Below are 20,330 nucleotides of genomic sequence, written 5' to 3'. Positions count from 1 at the left end.
CCGTTAACCTTACTTTCTCTTCTGTTTTTCAAAACATAAAAACAGCTTTGCTACTGGAACATAACGACGCATGACAACCCAGGCCCCATCTTCCGCGTTGCTCCCGTTAAACCCGGAGCAACTGGCGCGCCTCCAGGCGGCCACCACCGATTTGACTCCCACCCAGCTCGCCTGGGTTTCCGGCTATTTCTGGGGCGTGCTCAATCAGCAGCCCGGCGCGGCGGCCGTTGCCACCGCTGCACCCGTTGCCGAAACCCCATCGATTACCCTGATCTCCGCCTCGCAGACCGGCAATGCGCGCCGCGTCGCTGAAGCGCTGCGCGACGATCTGCTGGCGGCGAAACTGAGCGTCAATCTGGTCAACGCGGGCGACTATAAATTCAAACAGATTGCCAACGAGAAGCTGCTGGTAATTGTCGCCTCGACGCAGGGCGAGGGGGATGCGCCGGAAGAAGCGGTAGCACTGCATAAATTCCTCTTTTCGAAAAAAGCGCCGAAATTTACCGACACCGCCTTTGCGGTGTTTGGCCTCGGCGACAGCTCCTATGAGTTCTTCTGCCAGGCGGGGAAAGATTTCGACAGCAAGCTGGCAGAGCTGGGCGCCGAGCGTCTGCTCGATCGCGTTGATGCCGATGTTGAGTACCAGGCCGCCGCCGCCGAGTGGCGTGCGCGCGTCGTCGAGGTGCTGAAAGCCCGCGCCCCGGCCGCCACGCCTGCGCAGACCGCAGCCAGCGCCAGCGGCGCGGTGAATGAAGTCACCTCCAGCCCCTACACTAAAGAAGCACCGCTCGCCGCGACGCTCTCCGTTAATCAGAAAATCACCGGCCGTAACTCGGAAAAAGATGTTCGCCATATCGAAATCGATCTTGGCGACTCTGGCCTGCGCTACCAGCCTGGCGATGCGCTCGGTGTCTGGTACCAGAACGATCCGGCGCTGGTGAAAGAGCTGGTGGAGCTGCTGTGGCTGAAGGGCGACGAGCCGGTCACCGTTGACGGTAAAACCCTGCCGCTGGCTGAAGCTTTACAGTGGTATTTCGAGCTGACCGTTAACACCGCCAATATCGTTGAGAACTACGCCACTCTGACGCGCAGCGAATCCCTACTGCCGCTGGTGGGTGATAAGGCGAAGTTGCAGCACTACGCCGCGACCACGCCTATTGTTGATATGGTGCGCTTCTCCCCGGCGCAACTGGATGCTGATGCGCTGATTGGCCTGCTGCGCCCGCTGACGCCGCGTCTCTACTCCATCGCCTCTGCGCAGGCAGAAGTGGAGAGTGAAGTGCACGTCACCGTCGGCGTGGTGCGTTACGAGATTGAAGGCCGTCCGCGTGCCGGTGGTGCGTCCAGCTTCCTCGCCGATCGCGTGGAAGAGGAGGGCGAAGTGCGCGTCTTTATCGAGCATAACGACCACTTCCGCCTGCCGGCCAACCCGGAAACGCCGGTCATTATGATTGGTCCTGGCACCGGCATTGCGCCGTTCCGCGCCTTTATGCAGCAGCGCGCCGCCGATGAAGCGCCGGGCAAAAACTGGCTCTTCTTTGGCAACCCGCACTTTACCGAGGATTTCCTCTACCAGGTGGAGTGGCAGCGCTATGTGAAAGAGGGCGTGCTGAGCCGTATCGATCTCGCCTGGTCGCGGGATCAAAAAGAGAAAATATACGTACAAGACAAACTGCGCGAACAGGGCGCAGAGCTGTGGCGCTGGATCAATGAGGGTGCCCACATTTATGTCTGCGGCGACGCCAATCGCATGGCGAAAGACGTTGAGCAGGCTTTACTGGACGTGATTGCCGAATTCGGTGGCATGGATACCGAAGCGGCGGATGAATTTTTAAGTGAGCTGCGCGTTGAGCGCCGTTATCAGCGAGATGTCTACTAATGAGCGAAAAACATCCCGGCCCTCTGGTGGTCGAAGGCAAACTGGCCGATGCCGAGCGCATGAAGCTTGAGAGTAACTATCTGCGCGGCACCATCGCCGAAGATTTAAATAACGGTCTGACCGGTGGCTTCACCGGCGACAACTTCCTGCTGATCCGTTTTCACGGCATGTACCAGCAGGATGACCGCGACATTCGCGCCGAGCGCGCCGAGCAGAAGCTCGAACCGCGCCACGCAATGCTGCTGCGCTGCCGCCTGCCGGGCGGTGTTATCACCACCAAACAGTGGCAGGCGATCGATAAGTTCGCCCATGACAACACCATTTACGGCAGCATCCGTCTGACTAACCGCCAGACCTTCCAGTTTCACGGCATTCTGAAGAAGAACGTGAAGCCGGTGCACCAGATGCTGCACTCCGTAGGTCTTGATGCGCTGGCGACCGCCAACGACATGAACCGTAACGTGCTCTGCACCTCGAACCCGTTCGAATCGCAGCTGCACGCCGAAGCGTACGAGTGGGCGAAGAAGATCTCCGAGCACCTGCTGCCGCGTACCCGCGCCTATGCGGAGATCTGGCTCGATCAGGAGAAGGTGGCCACCACCGATGAAGAGCCGATCCTCGGCCAGACCTATCTGCCGCGTAAGTTCAAAACTACGGTGGTGATCCCGCCGCAGAACGATATCGATCTGCACGCTAACGACATGAACTTTGTGGCGATTGCCGAGAATGGCAAGCTGGTCGGCTTTAACCTGCTGGTCGGCGGCGGGCTCTCTATTGAGCACGGCAATAAGAAAACTTACGCCCGCACGGCGAGCGAGTTTGGCTACCTGCCGCTGGAGCATACGCTGGCAGTGGCGGAAGCGGTGGTCACTACCCAGCGCGACTGGGGCAACCGTACCGATCGTAAAAACGCCAAAACCAAATACACCCTTGAGCGCGTCGGCGTTGAGACCTTTAAAGCGGAAGTGGAACGCCGCGCGGGGATCACGTTTGAGCCGATCCGCCCGTATGAGTTTACCGGGCGCGGCGATCGCATCGGCTGGGTTAAAGGGATCGACAACAACTGGCACCTGACGCTGTTTATTGAAAACGGCCGCATCCTCGATTATCCGGGACGCCCGCTGAAAACTGGCCTGCTGGAGATCGCGAAGATCCACCAGGGCGAGTTCCGCATCACTGCCAACCAGAATCTGATCATTGCCAGCGTGCCGGAGAGCCAGAAAGCGGCGATCGAGCAGCTGGCGCGTAGCCACGGTCTGATGGATGCGGTGACGCCGCAGCGTGAAAACTCGATGGCCTGCGTCTCCTTCCCGACCTGCCCGCTGGCGATGGCGGAAGCGGAGCGTTTCCTGCCATCCTTCGTCGACAAAGTGGAGGCGCTGATGGTGAAACATGGCGTCGGCGATGAGCATATCGTGCTGCGCGTCACCGGCTGTCCGAACGGCTGTGGCCGCGCGATGCTGGCGGAGATTGGCCTGGTAGGTAAAGCGCCGGGTCGCTACAACCTGCATCTGGGCGGCAACCGCAGCGGCACGCGTATTCCGCGCATGTACCGTGAAAACATTACCGAGCCGGAGATCTTAGGCGAGATCGACACCCTCGTCGGTCGCTGGGCGCAGGAGCGCGAAGCGGGTGAAGGCTTCGGCGATTTCACCGTGCGCAGCGGCATTATCCGTCCGGTATTAGATCCGGCGCGCGATTTTTGGGAATAAGCGTTGCAGGCCGGATAAGGCAAAGCCGCCATCCGGCACTGAACACGCCACCCGGCAATAAAACTGTGAGGAACCTATGTCCATACTCGATCTGAACGCGCTCAACGCGCTGGCGAAAGAGGAACGCGACCAGCAACTGGCCGACACCAACGCCCAGCTTGAAACCTTCACCGCCGAAGCGCGCGTGGCGTGGGCGCTGGAAAACCTGCCGGGTGAGTATGTGCTCTCATCCAGCTTTGGTATTCAGGCGGCGGTCAGCCTGCACCTGGTCAACCAGGTCTGCCCGAATATCCCGGTGATCCTGACCGACACCGGCTATCTCTTCCCGGAGACCTACCAGTTTATTGATGAGCTGACGGAGAAGCTCAACTTAAACCTCAAGGTCTATCGCGCCGAGCAGAGCCCGGCCTGGCAGGAAGCGCGCTACGGCAAGCTGTGGGAGCAGGGCGTGGAAGGGATTGAGAAGTACAACCAGATCAACAAAGTCGAGCCGATGAACCGAGCGCTGGCGGATCTCAATGCACAAACCTGGTTTGCCGGGCTGCGTCGCGAGCAGTCCGGTAGCCGCGCGGCGCTGCCGGTGCTGGGTATTCAGCGCGGCGTGTTCAAAGTGCTGCCGATCATCGACTGGGATAACCGCACGGTGTACCAGTATCTGCAAAAGCAGGGGCTTAAGTACCATCCGCTGTGGGATCAGGGTTATCTGTCAGTCGGCGACACCCACACCACCCGCAAATGGGAGCCGGGTATGGCAGAGGAGGAGACGCGCTTCTTCGGCCTGAAACGCGAATGCGGGCTGCACGAAGGGTAACTCTTCCGCCGTTGCCGGATGGCCACCGCGATTTTGCCGGTGTTGTAGGCCGGATAAGGCGCAGCCGCCATCCGGCAAACAGACCGCACTGACTTACGGCATCACACTGCCGGATGGCGCTAACGCTTATCCGGCCTACGAATAACGACTGCGGTTTTGTAACACTCCTACTGCATCACACTCACATGGGCGGCGACAATCCGCCATCCGAACGGGAACTTCACCCACGTCTGCATCTGGCGGCCGATGCGCTCGCTGTTTTCGCGGGTAAACTCGGTGCTCGCCACCGCCATCTCATCGCCGAAGGTGGTGATGGTGGTATTGCGTAACACTCTTTCTAACCCGGCTGACGGCCGCGCCTGGCGAAAATCGCGGATTGCCGCCATGCCGTAAAGGTTTTCCGTCGCCCCGTAGCGCACCGTACGCCCGTCATCCCAGAACAGCTCATCCAGCACCGCCACATCATTACTGATCAACGCCTGCTCATAACGATAAAACGCCGCCGTCACCTCATTGAGGATCAGCGGGCGGTCAATATTGTCCCGATTCATGCCCCCTCCTGCGGATAAAGAAGCCCGGCCTGCTCCAGCCGCCATGCTGCCTGTAAACAGCGCGCCTCCTGCCACGGCGCGCCAATAATCTGTACGCCAATCGGCAGCCCGCGCTCGCTCTTCAGCGCCACGGTCACCACCGGCAGGCCGAGAAACGAAATCGGCTGCGTCAGCATCCCCATGCTCGCTTTCACCGGCAGGTCGCAGCCGTTAATGCGCATTGTCGCGTCCCCGATCTGCGTGGCGCTGCACGGCGTGGCGGGAGCGAGCAGCAGATCGACATCCTTAAACAGCGCCAGCGTCTCATCACGAAACCAGGCGCGGAAGCGCTGCGCCTGCGTATACCACGCCGACGGCGTCATCGCCCCCGCCAGCAGGCGTTCGCGCGAGTTCGGCTCAAACTTATCCGCCGCCGTGCGTAGGGCGGGCAGGTACGCATTTCCCCCTTCGGCCGCGGTCAGCACAAACGCCGCCGAACGTGCCAGCTCCGCCTGCGGCAGCGTAATAGCGCGATCCGCTGCCAGCGCGCGTGCCACCTGGCTTAAGGCATCGCGGGCATCGTTATCGCACCAGGTGGTGAAGAACCCCTCCAGCACCGCACAGCGCAGCGGATCGTCGCGGGTAATCTGCGTAAGCGCTCGCTCAAGCGGGCGATCCGCCTGGGCGCGATCGTCCGGATCGTGCCCCTGCATGGCGTCATACACCCGCGTCAGATCGTCGACGGTGCGCGCCAGCGGGCCGATATGATCGAGGCTCGGCACAAAGGGGTGGCTGCCGCTGCGCGACAAACGCCCGAAGGTTGGTTTCAGGCCATTCACACCGCAGAGAGAAGCAGGCACGCGGATCGAGCCGTTGGTGTCGGTGCCGAGAGCGAAACTGACCATCCCCGCCGCGACCGCTGCCGCCGAGCCGCCAGAGGAGCCGCCCGCCACGCGGGTGCGATCGCGCGGGTTGCGCGTCGCGCCGTAGTGGCTGTTCTCAGTGGTGAAACCATAGGCATAGGCGTCCATATTGAGCGCCCCGGCCAGCAGCGCTCCGGCGCGATGAAGCTGGCGCAGGGCAAAGGCATCCTGCGCGGCGGGCGGATCGTTGCTGAACAACTCCGCACCAGCCAGCGTTGTCACGCCCGCAATATCAAACAGGTTTTTCACCGCAAACGGCACCCCCGCCAGCGGCGGCAGCGTTTCACCTCCGGCGATCTGGCGGTCAATTTGCGCCGCCTCCGCAAGCAGGCGCGGAGCGGTGACTTCAGTAAAAGCATTAATGCCGGGGTTAAGCTGATCGATGCGCGATAACGTCTGCTGCGCCAGTTCGTGCGCGCTGAACCACTTCTCGCGCAGCCCGCGCTGAATATCCTCAATCGACAGATTCATAAGCGGTACTCTCCCGCGCCTTCCTGACGAGGGGACAGGGGAAACTGCATTAACGGCTGCGCCATCGCCGCGATGCGCGCCAGCTGCACCTCAAGCTCCGCGCGGCGCGCGTCATCAAGCGGCACCTCAAGTATCTGCTCCATCAGCCGGATCCACGCCGGCCAGTCTGTTGCGTCGTTGTTCATCATCGCTCCTTAGAAACCCGCCGCGCTGCCGTTGCTGCGCGGATCAAACGCCCCCTCCAGCATGCCGTTGGCATGGCGCACAATCGCACCGGCATGGCCGGTCGCTTCGCTTAAGCCGGGCAGCCACTCCACCTCATGGCCCATGGCGCGCAGTGCCTGCGCCGTCTCTTCGCTAAAGCGGCTCTCCAGCTTCAGGCTGTCGGAGGTCTGCCCCCAGGTGCGCCCGAGCAGCCAGCGCGGGGCACAGACCGCCTCCTGCAATCCCATTCCCTGCAACACATGGCGGGTAAAGATCGCCGCCTGAGTCTGCGGCTGCCCGTCGCCGCCCATCGTGCCGTAGACCATGGTGCGCCCATCATTAAGCCGCGCCGCCGCCGGGTTTAAGGTGTGGAACGGCTGTTTGCCCGGCATCAGCGCCAGCAGATGTTCCGGGTCGAGGCTGAAGGCCGCGCCGCGGTTTTGCAGCAGCACGCCGCTCTCCGGCAGCACCACGCCGCTGCCAAACTCGTGATAGATGCTCTGGATAAACGACACCGCCAGCCCGTTTTTATCCACCACGCCCATCCACACCGTATCCCCCGGCCCTTTGCCTGAGCCCCAGGGGGCGGCGCGCTGCTCATCGATGCTGGCGGCGAGCTGTTCCAGCGGTGCCTGCTCCAGCAGGCTCTGCACCGGCAGCGTGACGTGGCGCGGATCGGTGATATAGCGGTCGCGCAGGCCAAAGGCTTTTTTGGTCGCTTCGACAATTCGGTGGATGGTCTGCACTTCGCTGGCCTGTTCCATCGCCAGGTGGTCGGTAATGCCGAGGATCGCCAGCGACACCAGCCCCTGAGTGGGCGGCGTCATGTTGAACACCTTGCCCTGGCTGTGCGCGAGCCGCAGCGGCACGCGGCGCTGGGCGCGATGAGCGGCGAGATCCTGCGCGGTCACCGGCAGGCCTAAAGCCGCCATTTCAGCGGCGATAATCGTTGCCAGCGGGCCGCGATAAAAACTACTCAGCCCCTCAGTGGCAAGCCGGGTTAAGGTGCGCGCCAGTTTCGGCTGGCAAAAGCGGCTCCCCGCCAAAGGCGCACTGCCCTCTGGTAAAAAGGTGTCGGCAAAACCGGGGACATCGACCAGTTCAGCGTACTTCGCCTGGGTGGCGCTGGCCTGCGACTGGGTGACGGGAATGCCGTCGGCGGCGTAGCGAATGGCATCTGCCAGCAGGCGCGAAAGCGGAAGCTGCCCGCCGCCGAGTGAGGTGGAGAACGCCAGCGCCTCCTCCCAGCCGCTCAATGTGCCGGGCACGGTTAACGCCGCCAGCGGTCCGCGATGGGGAATATGCGCATGCCCGTTATAAAAGGCGGTGGTCGCGTGCTGGCCCGCCGCGCCGCTGGCATCGATCGCCAGCGGTTCGCCGTTCGGCGGCACGATCAGCCAGAAGCCGTCCCCGCCAATGCCGTTCATATGCGGATAGACCACCGCAATGGTGGCCGCCGCCGCGACCATCGCTTCAATCGCATCACCGCCGTGGCGCAGCACCGAGAGCGCCGACTCGCTGGCAAGGTGGTGGGGCGTTACCGCCATACCGGAGGGGGCCATATTACTCTGCATCGTCACGCTTCCTTTTTTGCGGGTATAGCAGAGTGCTAAGCAAGAGCTGTTCCAGATTGACGCGATACGTTTCACTGTGTCAGCTTTAGCTGAAACAAAAGTTGCAGGAGGCGTTATGCAGCAGCTCGATATGCGCTTACGCGCGTGTTACGACCACCTCTCGCCGCAGGAGCAGCGGGTGGCCGCCTTTATTCTCGACCACTTCGACGACCTGGTGAGCTACAACAGCGCGGAGCTTGCCCGCTTAAGCGGCGTGTCGAAAGCGACCGTCAGCCGCCTGTTTCGCCGGCTCGGTTACGACAACTTCAAAGCGATGCGCGATGAGCTGCGCACCCTGCGCCAGAGCGGGATGCCGCTGGCGGAAAGCCGCGAGGCGGTGCAGGGCAACACGCTGCTGGCGCGCCACTATAAGCAGGAGATGGCGAACCTGACCCAGTGGATCAACAGCCTTGATGCGGAGCAGTTTGCCGCCATTAACGCTGCCCTGAGCGCTGCCCGGCGGGTGGTGATTATCGGCTTTCGCAACAGCGCGCCGGTGGCGCTGCATCTGCGCCAGCAGTTATTGCAAAGCCGCGGGCAGGTGGCGGTGATGCCGCAGCCGGGGCAGACGCTGGCAGAAGAGATTGTCGATCTCACCGGGGAGGATATGGTGGTGATGGTGGCGTTTCGCCGTCGTCCGCGCGGCGTGCGTCCGCTGCTGGAGACGCTGCAAAGCCGCGGCGTGCCGGTGCTGGTGCTGAGTGAAGCGCAGGCCAGCGGGCTGAAAGCCGTTAGCCGCTGGCATATCGGCCTGCCGCTGGAGAGCGTCTCGGCCTTCGACAGCTACAGCAGCGCCATGAGCCTGGTGAACTTGCTCGCTAACGCGCTGCTGCACACCACGCTTAGCGAAGGGCGCCAGCGCATTCACACTATCGCTGCGCTCTATCAGGATCTCGACGAACTCGAACCGCGCTGATGCACTTTTTTGGTGCTTTCGCACCACGTTGATGACACCTCACGGGGCACGCTGTGCCCCCGATTTTGTGGTTTACCCCGCAGTCCCGTCCCCTCCGTCCATGGCACATTAGTTGCAGAAATAGCAAATAAGAACCTTTTGTTTCATTGACCGGATGAAGGACGTGCCAATGTTTGATCTCTCCCACAGTTCACAAATCAACCCGCCTCAACGCCTGCTGATGGGGCCGGGGCCGATCAATGCCGATCCGCGCGTGCTGCGTGCGATGGCGAGCCAGCTTATCGGCCAGTACGATCCGGTGATGACCGGCTACATGAATGAGGTGATGGCGCTCTATCGCGGCGTCTTTCGCACTGAAAACCGCTGGACGATGCTGGTGGATGGCACCTCGCGCGCCGGTATTGAGGCGATCCTCGTCTCTGCCATTCGCCCCGGCGACCGCGTACTGGTGCCGGTGTTTGGCCGCTTCGGTCACCTGCTCTGTGAAATCGCCCGCCGCTGCCGCGCTGAGGTGCATACCATCGAGGTGCCGTGGGGCGAAGTCTTCACCCCGGATCAGATTGAAGAGGCGATCAAGCGCGTTAAGCCGCGCCTGCTGCTGACGGTGCAGGGCGACACCTCGACAACGATGCTGCAACCCCTCGATCAACTGGGCGAGATCTGCCGCCGCCACGATGTGCTGTTCTACACCGATGCCACGGCGTCACTTGGCGGCAACGCGCTGGAGAGCGATGCCTGGGGGCTGGATGCGGTCTCTGCCGGGTTGCAGAAGTGCCTTGGCGGGCCGTCCGGCAGCGCGCCGATCACCTTAAGCCCGCGCATGGAGGCGGCGATCCGCGCCCGCCGCTGCGTTGAGCAGGGGATCCGCACCGAGGCCCACGAGGATGGCAGCGAGGAGATGATCTACTCCAACTATTTCGATCTCGGCATGGTGATGGATTACTGGGGGCCGGAGCGCCTTAATCACCATACGGAAGCCACCAGCATGCTTTTCGCCGCCCGCGAATGCGCGCGCATTATGCTGGAGGAGGGGATGGATAACCTGATTGCCCGCCACGAACTGCACGGCCGCGCGCTGCTCGCCGGTATCCAGGGAATGGGGCTGGGCGTGTTTGGCGACATCCGCCACAAGATGAATAACGTGCTCGGGGTGGTGATCCCGCCTGAGGTGCACGGTGAAGAGGTGCGCCAGCGCCTGCTGAACGATTTCCATATTGAGATTGGTACCTCCTTCGGCCCGCTACAGGGCAAGATCTGGCGCATCGGCACCATGGGCTATAACGCGCGCAAAGATTGCGTCCTGCAAACCCTCACCGCGCTGGAAGCGGTGCTCAATCGCCTCGGTTTTCGCACCGTGCAGGGCGCGGCGATGCAGGCAGCCTGGGATGTGTATGAAGGAGCGCGCGCATGATAAGTCAGGAGGAGGCCGCCTGCGCCGCCGGTCGGGTAATGGCGCGCTGCGACGCGCTGGCGCAATTAAGCGAAAGCACAGAGGGGCTGACCCGCGTTTATCTCTCGTCGGAGCATTTGCAGGCCAACGCGCTGGTCGCGCAGTGGATGCAGCAGGCGGGTATGAACACCTGGCAGGATGCGGTCGGCAATATCTGCGGGCGCTATGAGGCCGCGCAGCCGGGTGCGCAGGCGCTGCTGCTCGGCTCCCATCTCGACACGGTGCGCAACGCCGGGCGTTACGACGGCATGCTCGGCGTGCTGGCAGCAATTGAAGTGGTGGATGCGCTGAACCGTGCCGGGCTGCGCGGGGCGCAGGCAATTGAGATTATCGGTTTTGCTGATGAGGAGGGGACGCGCTTTAACATCGCCCTGCTCGGCAGCCGCGGCCTGACCGGCAGCTGGCCCGCCTCGTGGCTCGCCTGCGAAGATGCGCAGGGGGTCAGCGTGGCGCAGGCGTTAGCCCTTGCCGGGCTGAGCGCCGATGCGATTTTTGCCGCCCAGCGCCCGGCGGCGGATTTCTCGGCCTACCTCGAGTTGCATATTGAGCAGGGGCCGGTGCTGGAGCAGGAGGATCTCGCCCTTGGCGTAGTGAGCGCAATTAATGGCGCGCACCGTCTGCACGCCCGCTTTACTGGCGAAGCAGGCCATGCCGGGACGGTGCCGATGCGCCATCGCCGCGATGCGCTGGCCGCCGCCGCCGAATGGCTGCTGTTTATTGAGCAGACCACCCAGGCCTTCGCGCCGGATATTGTCGCCACCGTTGGTACCTTGCAGTGCGAGCCCGGCGCGGTGAATGTCATCCCGGGCGCGGTAAGCCTGACGCTCGATATTCGCAGCCCGCAGGATGAAGCGCGCGACGCGCTGCTGCAACGCCTGCTGGCACAGGCGGAGGTGATTGCGACGCGGCGCGGCGTGAGTTTTAGCCATGAGATTTTTTATACCATCGCCGCCACGCCCTGCGATGAAGCTCTGCGTGCGCAGTTAAGCGACGCGGTGCGGGAAGTGCAGGGGCGCACGATGTTGTTGCCGAGCGGTGCCGGGCACGACGCGATTGCCATTGCCGAACGCTGGCCGTCGGCGATGCTCTTTGTGCGCTGTGCGGGCGGGATCAGCCACCATCCGGCGGAGAGCGTGACAGAGGATGATGTCGCCCAGGCGCTGCGCGCCTTCAGCCTTGCGGTCGGGCAGCTTACCGCGCACCCGTCAGCCATTGCCTGATGGCGGCTGCGCCTTATCAGGCCTACAACACCCGGCTCACCCACGCATCGAAACCGTAGGCCCGATAAGCGTAGCGCCATCGGGCAATACACACCCGGCTCACTCAGGCATCGAACCCGTAGGCCCGATAAGCGCAGCGCCATCGGGCAATACAAACCCCCAGCTCACCCAGGCACCGCAGCCGTAGGCCCGATAAGCGCAGCGCCATCGGGCAATACACACCCGGCTCACCCAGGCATCGCACCCGTAGGCCCGATAAGCGCAGCGCCATCGGGCAGTACAAACCCCACATCTCTCTCAGGCACCGCACCCGTAGGCCCGATAAGCGCAGCGCCATCGGGCAATACAAACCCCTCATCTCTTTCAGGCACCGCCCCATCTGGCGGTGCATTTGTGAACGTTTTGCTCTTTTTTGGTGCGCATGTTGCACAAAAACTGTGCATTCGCCGTTTTTCATCCTCTGAAGCGCTGCTTTTCCCGCCACTGCTGGCAAAAAATAAACATCTTTAAATCAATGTATTAACAAATATTTCAAAAATATAACTGAACCAATGATCTATTGGTTCGCAAATTGCTTAATAAACCCTGAGTGGCAGCAGGCATAAAAACTATAACTTGCTGTTATGAAATAAAAAGATAACGCAAAACGCGGATGAACCAATATGGAAAAACCCTCACGCTATCTGGCGAACTCCAGCACAGCGCTTGAACAGCTTCGTGGCCTTATCCACCAGTATGAGTCAACACCAGGGACTCCTCTGCCGACAGAGCGCGAGCTGGCTGAAATGTTTGGCGTCGGGCGGCGCGAGATCCGCCGCGCCCTCGACGTGCTGGAGGAGGAGGGGCGCATCTGGCGCAAGCAGGGCAAAGGGACCTTTACCGGCCCCACCGCGCCTGCCTCGCCCGTTGCGCTACAGGGGCTGGTTCAGCAGACCAATATGCTGGAAGTGATGGAGTCGCGCTTACAGATTGAGCCAGGCCTGGCGCGGCTGGCGGCACTGCGGGCAAGCCCGGAGCAGCTGGCGCTGATGCAGCGCATGCTTGAGCGTATCGATAACGTCAGTGCCGAAGATCCCGATCTCAATGAACTGTGGGACAGCGCCTTTCACCGGGCGATTGCCGAAGCGGCGGGTAACCGCCTGCTGCTTGGCCTGTTCGACACCCTCGACGCCGTGCGCCGCGAACCCGCCTGGCACCACCTGCGCGAGCTGGCGCGTACCCCGGCGAAGGTCGACCGCTATAACGATCATCATCACCGCATTATGCAGGCGATCCGCGATCGCAAGCCGGCCGCGGCCGCCATGGCGATGCGCGAGCACCTGCTCGATCTGCAATACGCCCTGATCCAGGCCATCCACATTGAGGACGATATGCCATGACGACGATCCCGTTTCACGATCCCGCGCCGGTGCTGCGGATAACCAACCTGAAGGTGCAGTTTGCCGGATCGCCGGTCAGCGTATTAGATGGCATCTCTCTGAGCGTAAAACGCGGTGAGACGCTGGCGCTGGTGGGCGAATCGGGCTGCGGGAAAAGTATTACTTCGCTGGCGTTAATGGGGCTGCTGCCCACCAGCGCGCAGATTGTCAGCGGCGAGATGCACTTTCGCGACCAGGATCTGCGCCAGCTTGCTCCGCGTGACTATGCCGACCTGCGCGGCAACGCGCTGGCGATGATTTTTCAGGAGCCGATGACCTCCCTTAACCCGGCGTTCACGTTAGGCGATCAGCTCAGTGAAGCGGTGATGCGCCACCAGAACGTCTCGCGCAGTGAGGCGATGGCAGCGGCGCTACAAACACTCGAAAAAGTCCAGATTCCCGCCCCGGAGATGCGCCTTAAAGCCTACCCGCACCAGCTCTCCGGCGGTATGCGCCAGCGCGTGATGATCGCCATGGCGCTGATTAATAACCCCCGGCTGCTGATTGCCGACGAACCGACCACCGCGCTGGATGTCACCATCCAGGCGCAGATCCTCGCCCTGCTCAACACCCTGAAGGCCGAGACCGGCACGGCAGTGTTGATGATCACGCACGATCTCGGCGTGGTGGCAGAAGTGGCGCAGCAGGTGGCGGTGATGTACGCCGGTCAGGTGGTGGAGCAGGGGAGCGTCGAGGCGATTTTTGCCGATCCGCAGCACCCCTACACCATTGGCCTGATGGGCTCGATCCCCTCCCTCGGCGCACGCAAAGGCCCGCTCTCCACTATTCCCGGCGCGGTGCCACTGCCGGAAGCAATGCCGAAAGGGTGCCGCTTCGCCACCCGTTGTCCCTTTGCGCAGACGCGCTGCCATCAGGAAAAACCGACCTTACAGCCGCAGGGGCCAGGTCACCTGGTGGCCTGTTTCCGCGCGCCCCTTGAACAGCATATCGCGCTGGGAGAAACCGCATGAGCACACCGATTCTTGAAGCCCACGATCTCAGCAAACGCTTTGCCGGGCCGTCGCGCCTCTTTGCACCAAAACGGTATGTCACCGCCGTCGATCGCGTCTCGCTGACGGTTTATCCCGGCGAAACGCTGGCGATTGTCGGCGAATCCGGCTCCGGTAAATCGACCCTCGGCCGCCTGTTGCTGCGCCTGCTCGCCGCCTCCGAAGGCGAGGTTTATTACCAGGGCGAGGCGATCACCCATGCCAGCGGCGCGCGCGTTAACCAGCTGCGCCGCGAACTGCAAATTATCTTTCAGGACCCCTTTGCCTCTCTTAACCCGCGCATGACCGTTGAGCAGATCGTCGGCGAGCCGCTGTGGCTGCACCAGAAGATGGGCAAAAGCGATCGCCAGCTGCGCGTGGCGGAACTGCTCTCCACCGTCGGGCTGCCCGCCGCCTGGGCGCGTCGCTACCCCCATGAGTTTTCCGGCGGCCAGCGCCAGCGTATCGGCATTGCCCGCGCGCTGGCTTCGGGGCCGAAACTGCTGCTCGGCGATGAGCCGGTGTCGGCGCTCGATGTCTCGGTGCAGGCGCAGGTGGTCAACCTGCTGGAGAACCTCAAGCAGCAGTTTGGCCTGACGATGATTATCGTCGCCCACGGTCTGGCGGTGATCCGCCATATGAGTGACCGCGTGGCAGTGATGTATCTCGGGCAGATTGTCGAGATGGCAACGGTTGAAGAGATTTTCGATGCACCGCTGCACCCCTACACCCAGGCACTGATCGCCTCCGCGCCGCAGACGCAGCCGGGTCTTGAGCGGCAAACGCCGCTGTTGCAGGGCGATCTGCCTAACCCGGCCAACCCGCCGCAGGGCTGCCGTTTTCACACCCGCTGCCCCTATGTCAGCGATGAGTGCCGCCAGCTTGAGCCGATTAACCAGCTACTCGACGGTGGCCGCCAGGTGGCCTGCCATCGCTGGCAGGAGATTAACCGCGATCGCAGCGTTATCCAGATTGCTCCACCTTCCGCCGCCTTCCTGCGCCGCCGCGCGCTGTTTGAACAGGCAGCCTCTCACTCGTCCCGTTAAAGGAAACAATAATGATTGTGCGAAATTCTCTGTTGACCGTTCTGGGAAGCGTTATGTTGCTGGGCGCGGCGCTGCCGACCCACGCTGAAAGTGTGCTGAAAGTGGGCCTCGGCGCCGATCCCGATATGCTCGATCCGCATCTGGCGCGCACCTACTACGGGCGTTTTGTCTTTGCCTCGCTCTGCGACCGGCTGGTGGATGTCGACGCCAACCTGAAGGTGGTGCCGGGCCTCGCCACAGCGTGGACATGGAGTGAAGATGGCAAAACCCTGACCATGACTCTGCGCGAAGGGGCCACCTTCCATGACGGCGAGAAGTTTGACGCCGCGGCGGCAAAATTCAGCCTCGACCGCGCTCTGACGCTGCCAGGCTCGCTGCGCAAAAGCGAACTTTCGTCGGTGGAGTCTGTTGAAGTGACCGGGCCGATGCAGATCGCTCTGCACCTGAAAACGCCGGACTCGGCGCTGCTGATGCAGCTCACCGACCGCGCTGGCGCGATGCTGGCACCAGAGGCGGCGAAGAAAGCCAATTTCGCCGCGCACCCGGTCTGCTCTGGCCCCTATAAATTCGACAGCCGCGTCGCGCAGGATCGCATTGTGCTGACCCGCTTCGATAACTACTGGAACAAAGGCGCGTACCACTTCGACAAAGTGGTCTATCTGCCGATCCCGGATGCCTCCGTGCGGCTGGCGAACCTGCGTGCGGGCGATCTCGATCTGACGGAAGGCGTTGCTGCCAGCGATGTGAAAACTGTGCAGGGCGACAGCAAGCTGCAACTGGCGAAGGTGACCGGCCTCGGTTATCAGGGCATCACGTTTAATATCAATAACGGCAAAGTGCCGGCCAACGATCCGTTTAAAGATGCGCGCGTGCGCGAAGCCTTCTCGCTGGCTATCGACCGCGAGGCGCTCAACCAGGTGGTATTCGAGGGGCTTTATACCCCGGCAAACCAGGCCTTCTCGCCGGTCAGCCCGTATCACGTCAAGCTACCTGTTGCGCCGCGCGATGTGGAGAAAGCAAAAGCGCTGTTGCAGGCCGCCGGGGTGAAAACGCCGCTGACCGTCTCGCTGCTGGTGCCGAATAACCCGACCTCGCAGCAGGTGGGCCAGGTGCTGCAAGCGATGACCGCCGAAGCGGGCTTTAACATCAACCTGCAAATGACGGAATTCGCCACCCTGCTCGACAGACAGCAGAGCGGTGATTATCAGCTCAGCTTCTCCGGCTGGTCCGGCCGCCCGGATCCTGATGGCAGTATCTTTGGCTTTGTGCACAGCAAAGGTGCGCTCAACGATGGCCGTTACAGCAATGCTCAGGTTGACACATGGCTGACCGAGGCGCGGACGCAGAACGATCCCGCCACCCGCCAGGCGCTGTACGAAAAAGTGGTGAAACAGCTGCAAACGGATATGCCGATTGCCTATCTCTACTTTGAGCCGCGCCTGTTCGGGCTGAACAAAAAAGTGCAGGGCTTTACCCCTTACCCGGACGGCATTGTGCGTCTGGCGGGTCTGAGCTTCGCCAAATAACCCGTCAGCCGTAAGGAGATACCATGCTGGAACTGATTTGCAAACGCCTGATGCTCGCGGTGCCAACCCTGCTGCTGGTGAGCATGATGGTGTTCGGGTTGCAGAAGCTGCTGCCCGGCGATCCGATCACCGCCATGCTCGGCGAGGAGCGCGATCCGGCGGTAATCGCTCATCTGCGTGCGGAGCTGAACCTGGATGCGCCGATTCCGGTGCAGTATTTCCACTGGTTGACCCGCGCGTTGCAGGGGGATCTGGGCGTCTCTTTACGCACGCAGGAGCCGGTGACCCATCTGATTGCCGCCAAGCTGCCGGTGACGCTGGAGATGTCGCTGCTGGCGATGATCATCGCGCTGCTGGTCGGCATCAGCATGGGCATCCTTGCGGCGGTGAATAAGAACAGCTGGATCGATCACGGCACCAACTTTGTCGCCATCTCGGGGATCTCGGTGCCGCACTTCTGGCTGGGGATTTTGTTAATCCTTATCTTCTCGGTCAATTTGCAGTGGCTGCCCGCTTCCGGCTTTGTGCCCTTTGCGGAGGATCCGCTGCAAAACCTGCGCACGCTGCTGCTGCCGTCGCTGGTACTCGGCACCGGCCTTGCGGCGACGCTGATGCGCCACACCCGCGCGTCGATGATTGCGGTGCTGAAAGCCGATTACATCCGCACCGCCCGCGCCAAAGGGCTGCTGCCGAAAGCGGTGATCATGAAGCACGCTTTTCGTAATGCGCTGGTGCCGGTGATCACCCTGACAACGCTGCTGTTCGGCGAATTACTCGGCGGCGCAGTGCTCACCGAGCAGGTGTTTACCATTCCCGGCTTCGGCAAGATGATTGTCGATTCCGTCTTCAACCGCGACTACGCGGTGGTGCAGGGCGTGGTGCTGGTGGTGGCGATCGGTTTTCTCGCCCTCAACCTGCTGGCCGACGTGCTGTATGTGTTAATCAACCCGAAAATGCGGAGCGAATAATGGCGGAACTCACCTCTGTCGGTGCGGCGGCTACGCTGCCGCGCAATGAAAACCGGGTGCTGAAGAAATTTCTCGCCAACAAAAGCGCGGTGCTTGGCGCGGTGATTGTCGGCATCTTTGTGCTTATCGCGCTGCTGGCACCGTGGATCGCACCCTTTGATCCGGTCAAAGCCGATTTTATGGCGGTGCGTAAAGCCCCCTCGGTGCTCCACTGGTTCGGCACCGATGAGCTGGGGCGCGATATTCTCTCGCGCATGGTGTGGGGCGCGCGCACCTCGCTGCTGGCGGGCTGTGTCTCGGTGGTGATCGCCGTGGTGATTGGCGTGCCGCTCGGCCTGCTGGCCGGTTATTTTCAGGGGATGTGGGATGGGGTGATTTCGCGCTTTATCGAAGCGCTGCTCGCCTGCCCGTTTCTGATTATGGCGATTGCCCTCGGCGCGTTTCTCGGCCCAAGCCTGACCAACGCGATGATCGCCATTGGCCTCTCGGCGATGCCGATCTTTGCCCGCCTGACGCGCGGCCAGGTGATCGCCATTCGTAATGAAGAGTATATCGACGGCGCGCGGGCCATCGGCCTGCCGGACCGCTGGATCATCGTGCGCTATGTGCTGCCCAACGTGATGTCGCCGATTCTGGTGCAGGCCACCCTTGCCATCGCCTCGGCGATCATTACCGAAGCGAGCCTCTCGTTTCTCGGCCTCGGGCAGCAGCCGCCATACCCCTCCTGGGGCGCCATGCTTAACACGGCAAAAGGGTTCCTCGAGCAGGCGCCGTGGATGTCGATTTTTCCCGGTGTGGCGATCTTCCTCACCGTGCAGGGATTCAATTTACTCGGCGACGGGCTGCGCGACGCGCTCGATCCGCGCCACGACTAAGGAGTTTGCATGACTAAAGCGATTGATTTTAGCGTCGGTTACGCCTCACGCCGCGCGCCGATGATTGGCCAAAACGCGGTGGCAACGTCGCAGCCGCTGGCGGCGCAGGCCGGAATGCGGATGTTGCAGCAGGGCGGTAATGCGGTGGATGCGGCGATTGCTGCGGCGATGGCGTTAACAGTGGTCGAGCCGACCGGCTGCGGCATCGGCAGCGATGCGTTTGCCATCATCTGGGATGGCAAAGAGCTGCACGGGCTGAACGCCTCTGGCCGCTCGCCCGCCAGCTGGCATGCGGATCTCTTTGCCGGGCTTGATGCGGTGCCCGAAATTGGCTGGGACGCAGTGACGGTGCCCGGCGCGGTTTCCGGCTGGGTGGCGCTGGCGGAGCGCTTCGGCACGCTGCCGCTCACCACGCTCGCGCAACCGGCGATTGAGTATGCCCGTAACGGTTTTCCCGTCTCGCCGCTGATTGGCCATCTCTGGCAGCGCGGCTATGACAAGCTGAAAGATCAGCCGGGCTTTAGCGAGTGCTTTGCCCCTGAAGGCCGTGCGCCGAAAGTCGGCGAGATCTTCCGTAACCCGGCGCAGGCGCGCACGCTGGAGCTGATTGCCGAGACCAACGGTGAAGCCTTCTATCGCGGCGAGCTGGCGCAGAAGATCGCCGCCTTTGCAAAGCAGCACGGCGCGCACCTGAGCGAAGCGGATCTGGCGAATCATGAAGCCAACTGGGTCTCGCTGCTGTCGCGCGACTTTGCCGGTGGATCGGTGCAGGAGCTGCCGCCAAACGGGCAGGGGATTGCGACGCTGATTGCCCTCGGTATTCTCGAACAGTGCGATATTGGCCGTTACGATCCCGATTCGGTGCAGTCGCTGCACCTGTCGATCGAGGCAATGAAGCTGGCGCTGGCGGATCTCGATCGCTATATCGCCGATGAAGATCACCTTGAGTTCGCCGCTGATCTGCTGCTCAGCGACAGCTACCTGAAAACCCGCGCGGCGCTGATCGACCCCGATAAAGCCTCTGACTTTGTCTACGGTTCGCCGACGCAGAGCGGCACGGTCTATCTCTCAACGGCGGATGCCAGCGGCATGATGGTGTCGTTTATTCAGTCCAACTTTATGGGCTTTGGCTCGGGCGTGGTGGTGCCGGAGACCGGAATCAGCCTGCAAAACCGTGGCTGCGGCTTTGTGCTCGATCCGAAACACCCGAATGCGCTGGCGGGCAGTAAGCGTCCGTTCCACACCATTATTCCCGGCTTTGCGATGGGGGCAGACGGCAAGCCGCTGATGTCCTTTGGCGTGATGGGCGGGCCGATGCAGGCGCAGGGGCATATGCAGATGGCGCTGCGCATTATGCAGCACGGGCAGAACCCGCAGGCGGCGATTGACGCTCCGCGCTGGCGCGTGGTGCGCGGGCGGGAGGTGATTGTTGAGTCGACCTTCTCGCACAATGTGATCGCTGCGCTGCGCGATCGCGGGCATCAGATTACCGTTGAGGATCCGCAGGCGGGGTACAATTTCGGCGGCGCGCAGGTGATTTACCGGATGCCGGAGGGGCAGTATGTTGCCGCCACCGAGAGCCGCAAAGATGGGCAGGCATTGGTGAGTTAAGGGAGCTCCGCTCCCGTAGGCCGGATAAGCGTGTAACGCGCCATCCGGCAATGGGCCTGGCATATGGCATGGGTGGAAGGGTTCCGTTCACCATGCGTTGGAGAGTTTCATTGACCTCTTATGCGGTGAACGGGACAAGGGAAGCGGCCGCGCTCCCCTTGTCAATCC

At 62.1% G+C, this 20,330-nt stretch carries 17 protein-coding genes; 13 read left to right on the top strand and 4 right to left on the bottom strand.

Annotated elements, in window-relative coordinates; translation table 11 throughout:
- Positions 1-70: 70 nt before the first annotated feature.
- From cysJ to cysH, 3 genes are all read left to right on the top strand, one after another.
- On the top strand, positions 71-1,879 hold the full coding sequence (gene cysJ, locus IAE48_RS21840; RefSeq protein ID WP_200135573.1) for an NADPH-dependent assimilatory sulfite reductase flavoprotein subunit: 1,809 nt from the start codon (positions 71-73) through the stop codon (positions 1,877-1,879).
- The gene (gene cysI, locus IAE48_RS21835; RefSeq protein WP_094419425.1) at positions 1,879-3,591 is read left to right on the top strand and encodes an assimilatory sulfite reductase (NADPH) hemoprotein subunit; all 1,713 of its coding nucleotides are present in this window, start codon (positions 1,879-1,881) and stop codon (positions 3,589-3,591) included. The genes cysJ and cysI overlap by 1 nt, the downstream gene beginning before the upstream one ends.
- 76 nt (positions 3,592-3,667) lie before the next feature.
- Positions 3,668-4,402 (top strand): phosphoadenosine phosphosulfate reductase, encoded by a 735-nt coding sequence (cysH, locus tag IAE48_RS21830; RefSeq protein WP_094419426.1) that lies wholly within the window; start codon positions 3,668-3,670, stop codon positions 4,400-4,402.
- Between the two features lie 167 nt (positions 4,403-4,569).
- Here cysH and hpxZ read toward each other — a convergent pair whose 3' ends face one another.
- From hpxZ to IAE48_RS21810, 4 genes are read right to left on the bottom strand one after another with little or no spacing between them, the layout of a single operon-like run.
- The gene (gene hpxZ, locus IAE48_RS21825) at positions 4,570-4,953 is read right to left on the bottom strand and encodes an oxalurate catabolism protein HpxZ (RefSeq protein ID WP_094419427.1); all 384 of its coding nucleotides are present in this window, start codon (positions 4,951-4,953) and stop codon (positions 4,570-4,572) included.
- A complete protein-coding gene (locus IAE48_RS21820; protein ID WP_200135572.1) occupies positions 4,950-6,326 on the bottom strand; it encodes an AtzE family amidohydrolase in 1,377 nt (458 codons plus the stop codon). Before IAE48_RS21820 ends, hpxZ begins: the two co-directional genes overlap by 4 nt.
- Positions 6,323-6,514 carry an oxalurate catabolism protein HpxX gene (gene hpxX, locus IAE48_RS21815; RefSeq protein WP_200135571.1) on the bottom strand — a complete coding sequence of 64 codons (192 nt, stop codon included), beginning with the start codon at positions 6,512-6,514 and terminating at the stop codon, positions 6,323-6,325. Before hpxX ends, IAE48_RS21820 begins: the two co-directional genes overlap by 4 nt.
- Before the next feature lie 6 nt (positions 6,515-6,520).
- Positions 6,521-8,104 carry a gamma-glutamyltransferase family protein gene (locus IAE48_RS21810; protein ID WP_200135570.1) on the bottom strand — a complete coding sequence of 528 codons (1,584 nt, stop codon included), beginning with the start codon at positions 8,102-8,104 and terminating at the stop codon, positions 6,521-6,523.
- Between the two features lie 115 nt (positions 8,105-8,219).
- Here IAE48_RS21810 and IAE48_RS21805 point away from each other — a divergent pair, with 115 nt between their 5' ends.
- The 10 genes from IAE48_RS21805 to IAE48_RS21760 all read left to right on the top strand — a co-directional run bounded on the left by IAE48_RS21805 (position 8,220) and on the right by IAE48_RS21760 (position 20,162).
- Complete coding sequence (locus IAE48_RS21805; RefSeq protein ID WP_200135569.1) at positions 8,220-9,059, top strand: MurR/RpiR family transcriptional regulator; 840 nt, start codon at positions 8,220-8,222, stop codon at positions 9,057-9,059.
- A 169-nt stretch (positions 9,060-9,228) separates the two neighbouring features.
- Positions 9,229-10,470, top strand: a complete 1,242-nt coding sequence (locus IAE48_RS21800; protein WP_128483587.1) for an alanine--glyoxylate aminotransferase family protein — start codon at positions 9,229-9,231, stop codon at positions 10,468-10,470.
- Positions 10,467-11,729 (top strand): allantoate amidohydrolase, encoded by a 1,263-nt coding sequence (gene hpxK, locus IAE48_RS21795; RefSeq protein ID WP_200135568.1) that lies wholly within the window; start codon positions 10,467-10,469, stop codon positions 11,727-11,729. The genes IAE48_RS21800 and hpxK overlap by 4 nt, the downstream gene beginning before the upstream one ends.
- A 662-nt stretch (positions 11,730-12,391) precedes the next feature.
- Complete coding sequence (locus IAE48_RS21790) at positions 12,392-13,108, top strand: FadR/GntR family transcriptional regulator (protein WP_023479491.1); 717 nt, start codon at positions 12,392-12,394, stop codon at positions 13,106-13,108.
- Positions 13,105-14,118, top strand: a complete 1,014-nt coding sequence (locus tag IAE48_RS21785; RefSeq protein WP_200135567.1) for an ABC transporter ATP-binding protein — start codon at positions 13,105-13,107, stop codon at positions 14,116-14,118. The genes IAE48_RS21790 and IAE48_RS21785 overlap by 4 nt, the downstream gene beginning before the upstream one ends.
- The gene (locus IAE48_RS21780) at positions 14,115-15,182 is read left to right on the top strand and encodes an ABC transporter ATP-binding protein (RefSeq protein WP_023479459.1); all 1,068 of its coding nucleotides are present in this window, start codon (positions 14,115-14,117) and stop codon (positions 15,180-15,182) included. Before IAE48_RS21785 ends, IAE48_RS21780 begins: the two co-directional genes overlap by 4 nt.
- Positions 15,183-15,193: 11 nt before the next feature.
- Positions 15,194-16,708 carry an ABC transporter substrate-binding protein gene (locus IAE48_RS21775; RefSeq protein ID WP_200135566.1) on the top strand — a complete coding sequence of 505 codons (1,515 nt, stop codon included), beginning with the start codon at positions 15,194-15,196 and terminating at the stop codon, positions 16,706-16,708.
- Positions 16,709-16,731: 23 nt separating this feature from the next.
- Positions 16,732-17,676, top strand: coding sequence for an ABC transporter permease (locus tag IAE48_RS21770; protein ID WP_023479449.1), 945 nt, complete (start codon positions 16,732-16,734; stop codon positions 17,674-17,676).
- Positions 17,676-18,551 (top strand): ABC transporter permease, encoded by an 876-nt coding sequence (locus IAE48_RS21765; RefSeq protein WP_200135565.1) that lies wholly within the window; start codon positions 17,676-17,678, stop codon positions 18,549-18,551. The genes IAE48_RS21770 and IAE48_RS21765 overlap by 1 nt, the downstream gene beginning before the upstream one ends.
- Positions 18,552-18,560: 9 nt before the next feature.
- Entirely contained in the window at positions 18,561-20,162 is a 1,602-nt protein-coding gene (locus IAE48_RS21760; protein ID WP_200135564.1) for a gamma-glutamyltransferase family protein, read from the top strand.
- The last annotated feature ends 168 nt before the right edge of the window (positions 20,163-20,330 follow it).

Source organism: Kosakonia sp. S57, assembly GCF_016516575.1.
Lineage (GTDB): Bacteria > Pseudomonadota > Gammaproteobacteria > Enterobacterales > Enterobacteriaceae > Kosakonia > Kosakonia cowanii.
Note: the sequence above shows the minus strand (reverse complement) of the source record. Positions and strands in the feature narration are given on the sequence as shown.

Excerpts from the sequence above, each read along its gene's own strand:
- cysI (WP_094419425.1), top strand. The coding sequence starts at position 1,879 with ATGAGCGAAAAACATCCCGGCCCTCTGGTGGTCGAAGGCAAACTGGCC.
- hpxX (WP_200135571.1), bottom strand. The coding sequence starts at position 6,514 with ATGATGAACAACGACGCAACAGACTGGCCGGCGTGGATCCGGCTGATG.
- IAE48_RS21765 (WP_200135565.1), top strand. The coding sequence starts at position 17,676 with ATGGCGGAACTCACCTCTGTCGGTGCGGCGGCTACGCTGCCGCGCAAT.
- hpxK (WP_200135568.1), top strand. The coding sequence starts at position 10,467 with ATGATAAGTCAGGAGGAGGCCGCCTGCGCCGCCGGTCGGGTAATGGCG.
- IAE48_RS21780 (WP_023479459.1), top strand. The coding sequence starts at position 14,115 with ATGAGCACACCGATTCTTGAAGCCCACGATCTCAGCAAACGCTTTGCC.
- hpxZ (WP_094419427.1), bottom strand. The coding sequence starts at position 4,953 with ATGAATCGGGACAATATTGACCGCCCGCTGATCCTCAATGAGGTGACG.
- IAE48_RS21785 (WP_200135567.1), top strand. The coding sequence starts at position 13,105 with ATGACGACGATCCCGTTTCACGATCCCGCGCCGGTGCTGCGGATAACC.
- IAE48_RS21810 (WP_200135570.1), bottom strand. The coding sequence starts at position 8,104 with ATGCAGAGTAATATGGCCCCCTCCGGTATGGCGGTAACGCCCCACCAC.
- IAE48_RS21800 (WP_128483587.1), top strand. The coding sequence starts at position 9,229 with ATGTTTGATCTCTCCCACAGTTCACAAATCAACCCGCCTCAACGCCTG.
- cysJ (WP_200135573.1), top strand. The coding sequence starts at position 71 with ATGACAACCCAGGCCCCATCTTCCGCGTTGCTCCCGTTAAACCCGGAG.
- IAE48_RS21790 (WP_023479491.1), top strand. The coding sequence starts at position 12,392 with ATGGAAAAACCCTCACGCTATCTGGCGAACTCCAGCACAGCGCTTGAA.
- IAE48_RS21775 (WP_200135566.1), top strand. The coding sequence starts at position 15,194 with ATGATTGTGCGAAATTCTCTGTTGACCGTTCTGGGAAGCGTTATGTTG.
- IAE48_RS21820 (WP_200135572.1), bottom strand. The coding sequence starts at position 6,326 with ATGAATCTGTCGATTGAGGATATTCAGCGCGGGCTGCGCGAGAAGTGG.
- IAE48_RS21760 (WP_200135564.1), top strand. The coding sequence starts at position 18,561 with ATGACTAAAGCGATTGATTTTAGCGTCGGTTACGCCTCACGCCGCGCG.
- IAE48_RS21805 (WP_200135569.1), top strand. The coding sequence starts at position 8,220 with ATGCAGCAGCTCGATATGCGCTTACGCGCGTGTTACGACCACCTCTCG.
- IAE48_RS21770 (WP_023479449.1), top strand. The coding sequence starts at position 16,732 with ATGCTGGAACTGATTTGCAAACGCCTGATGCTCGCGGTGCCAACCCTG.
- cysH (WP_094419426.1), top strand. The coding sequence starts at position 3,668 with ATGTCCATACTCGATCTGAACGCGCTCAACGCGCTGGCGAAAGAGGAA.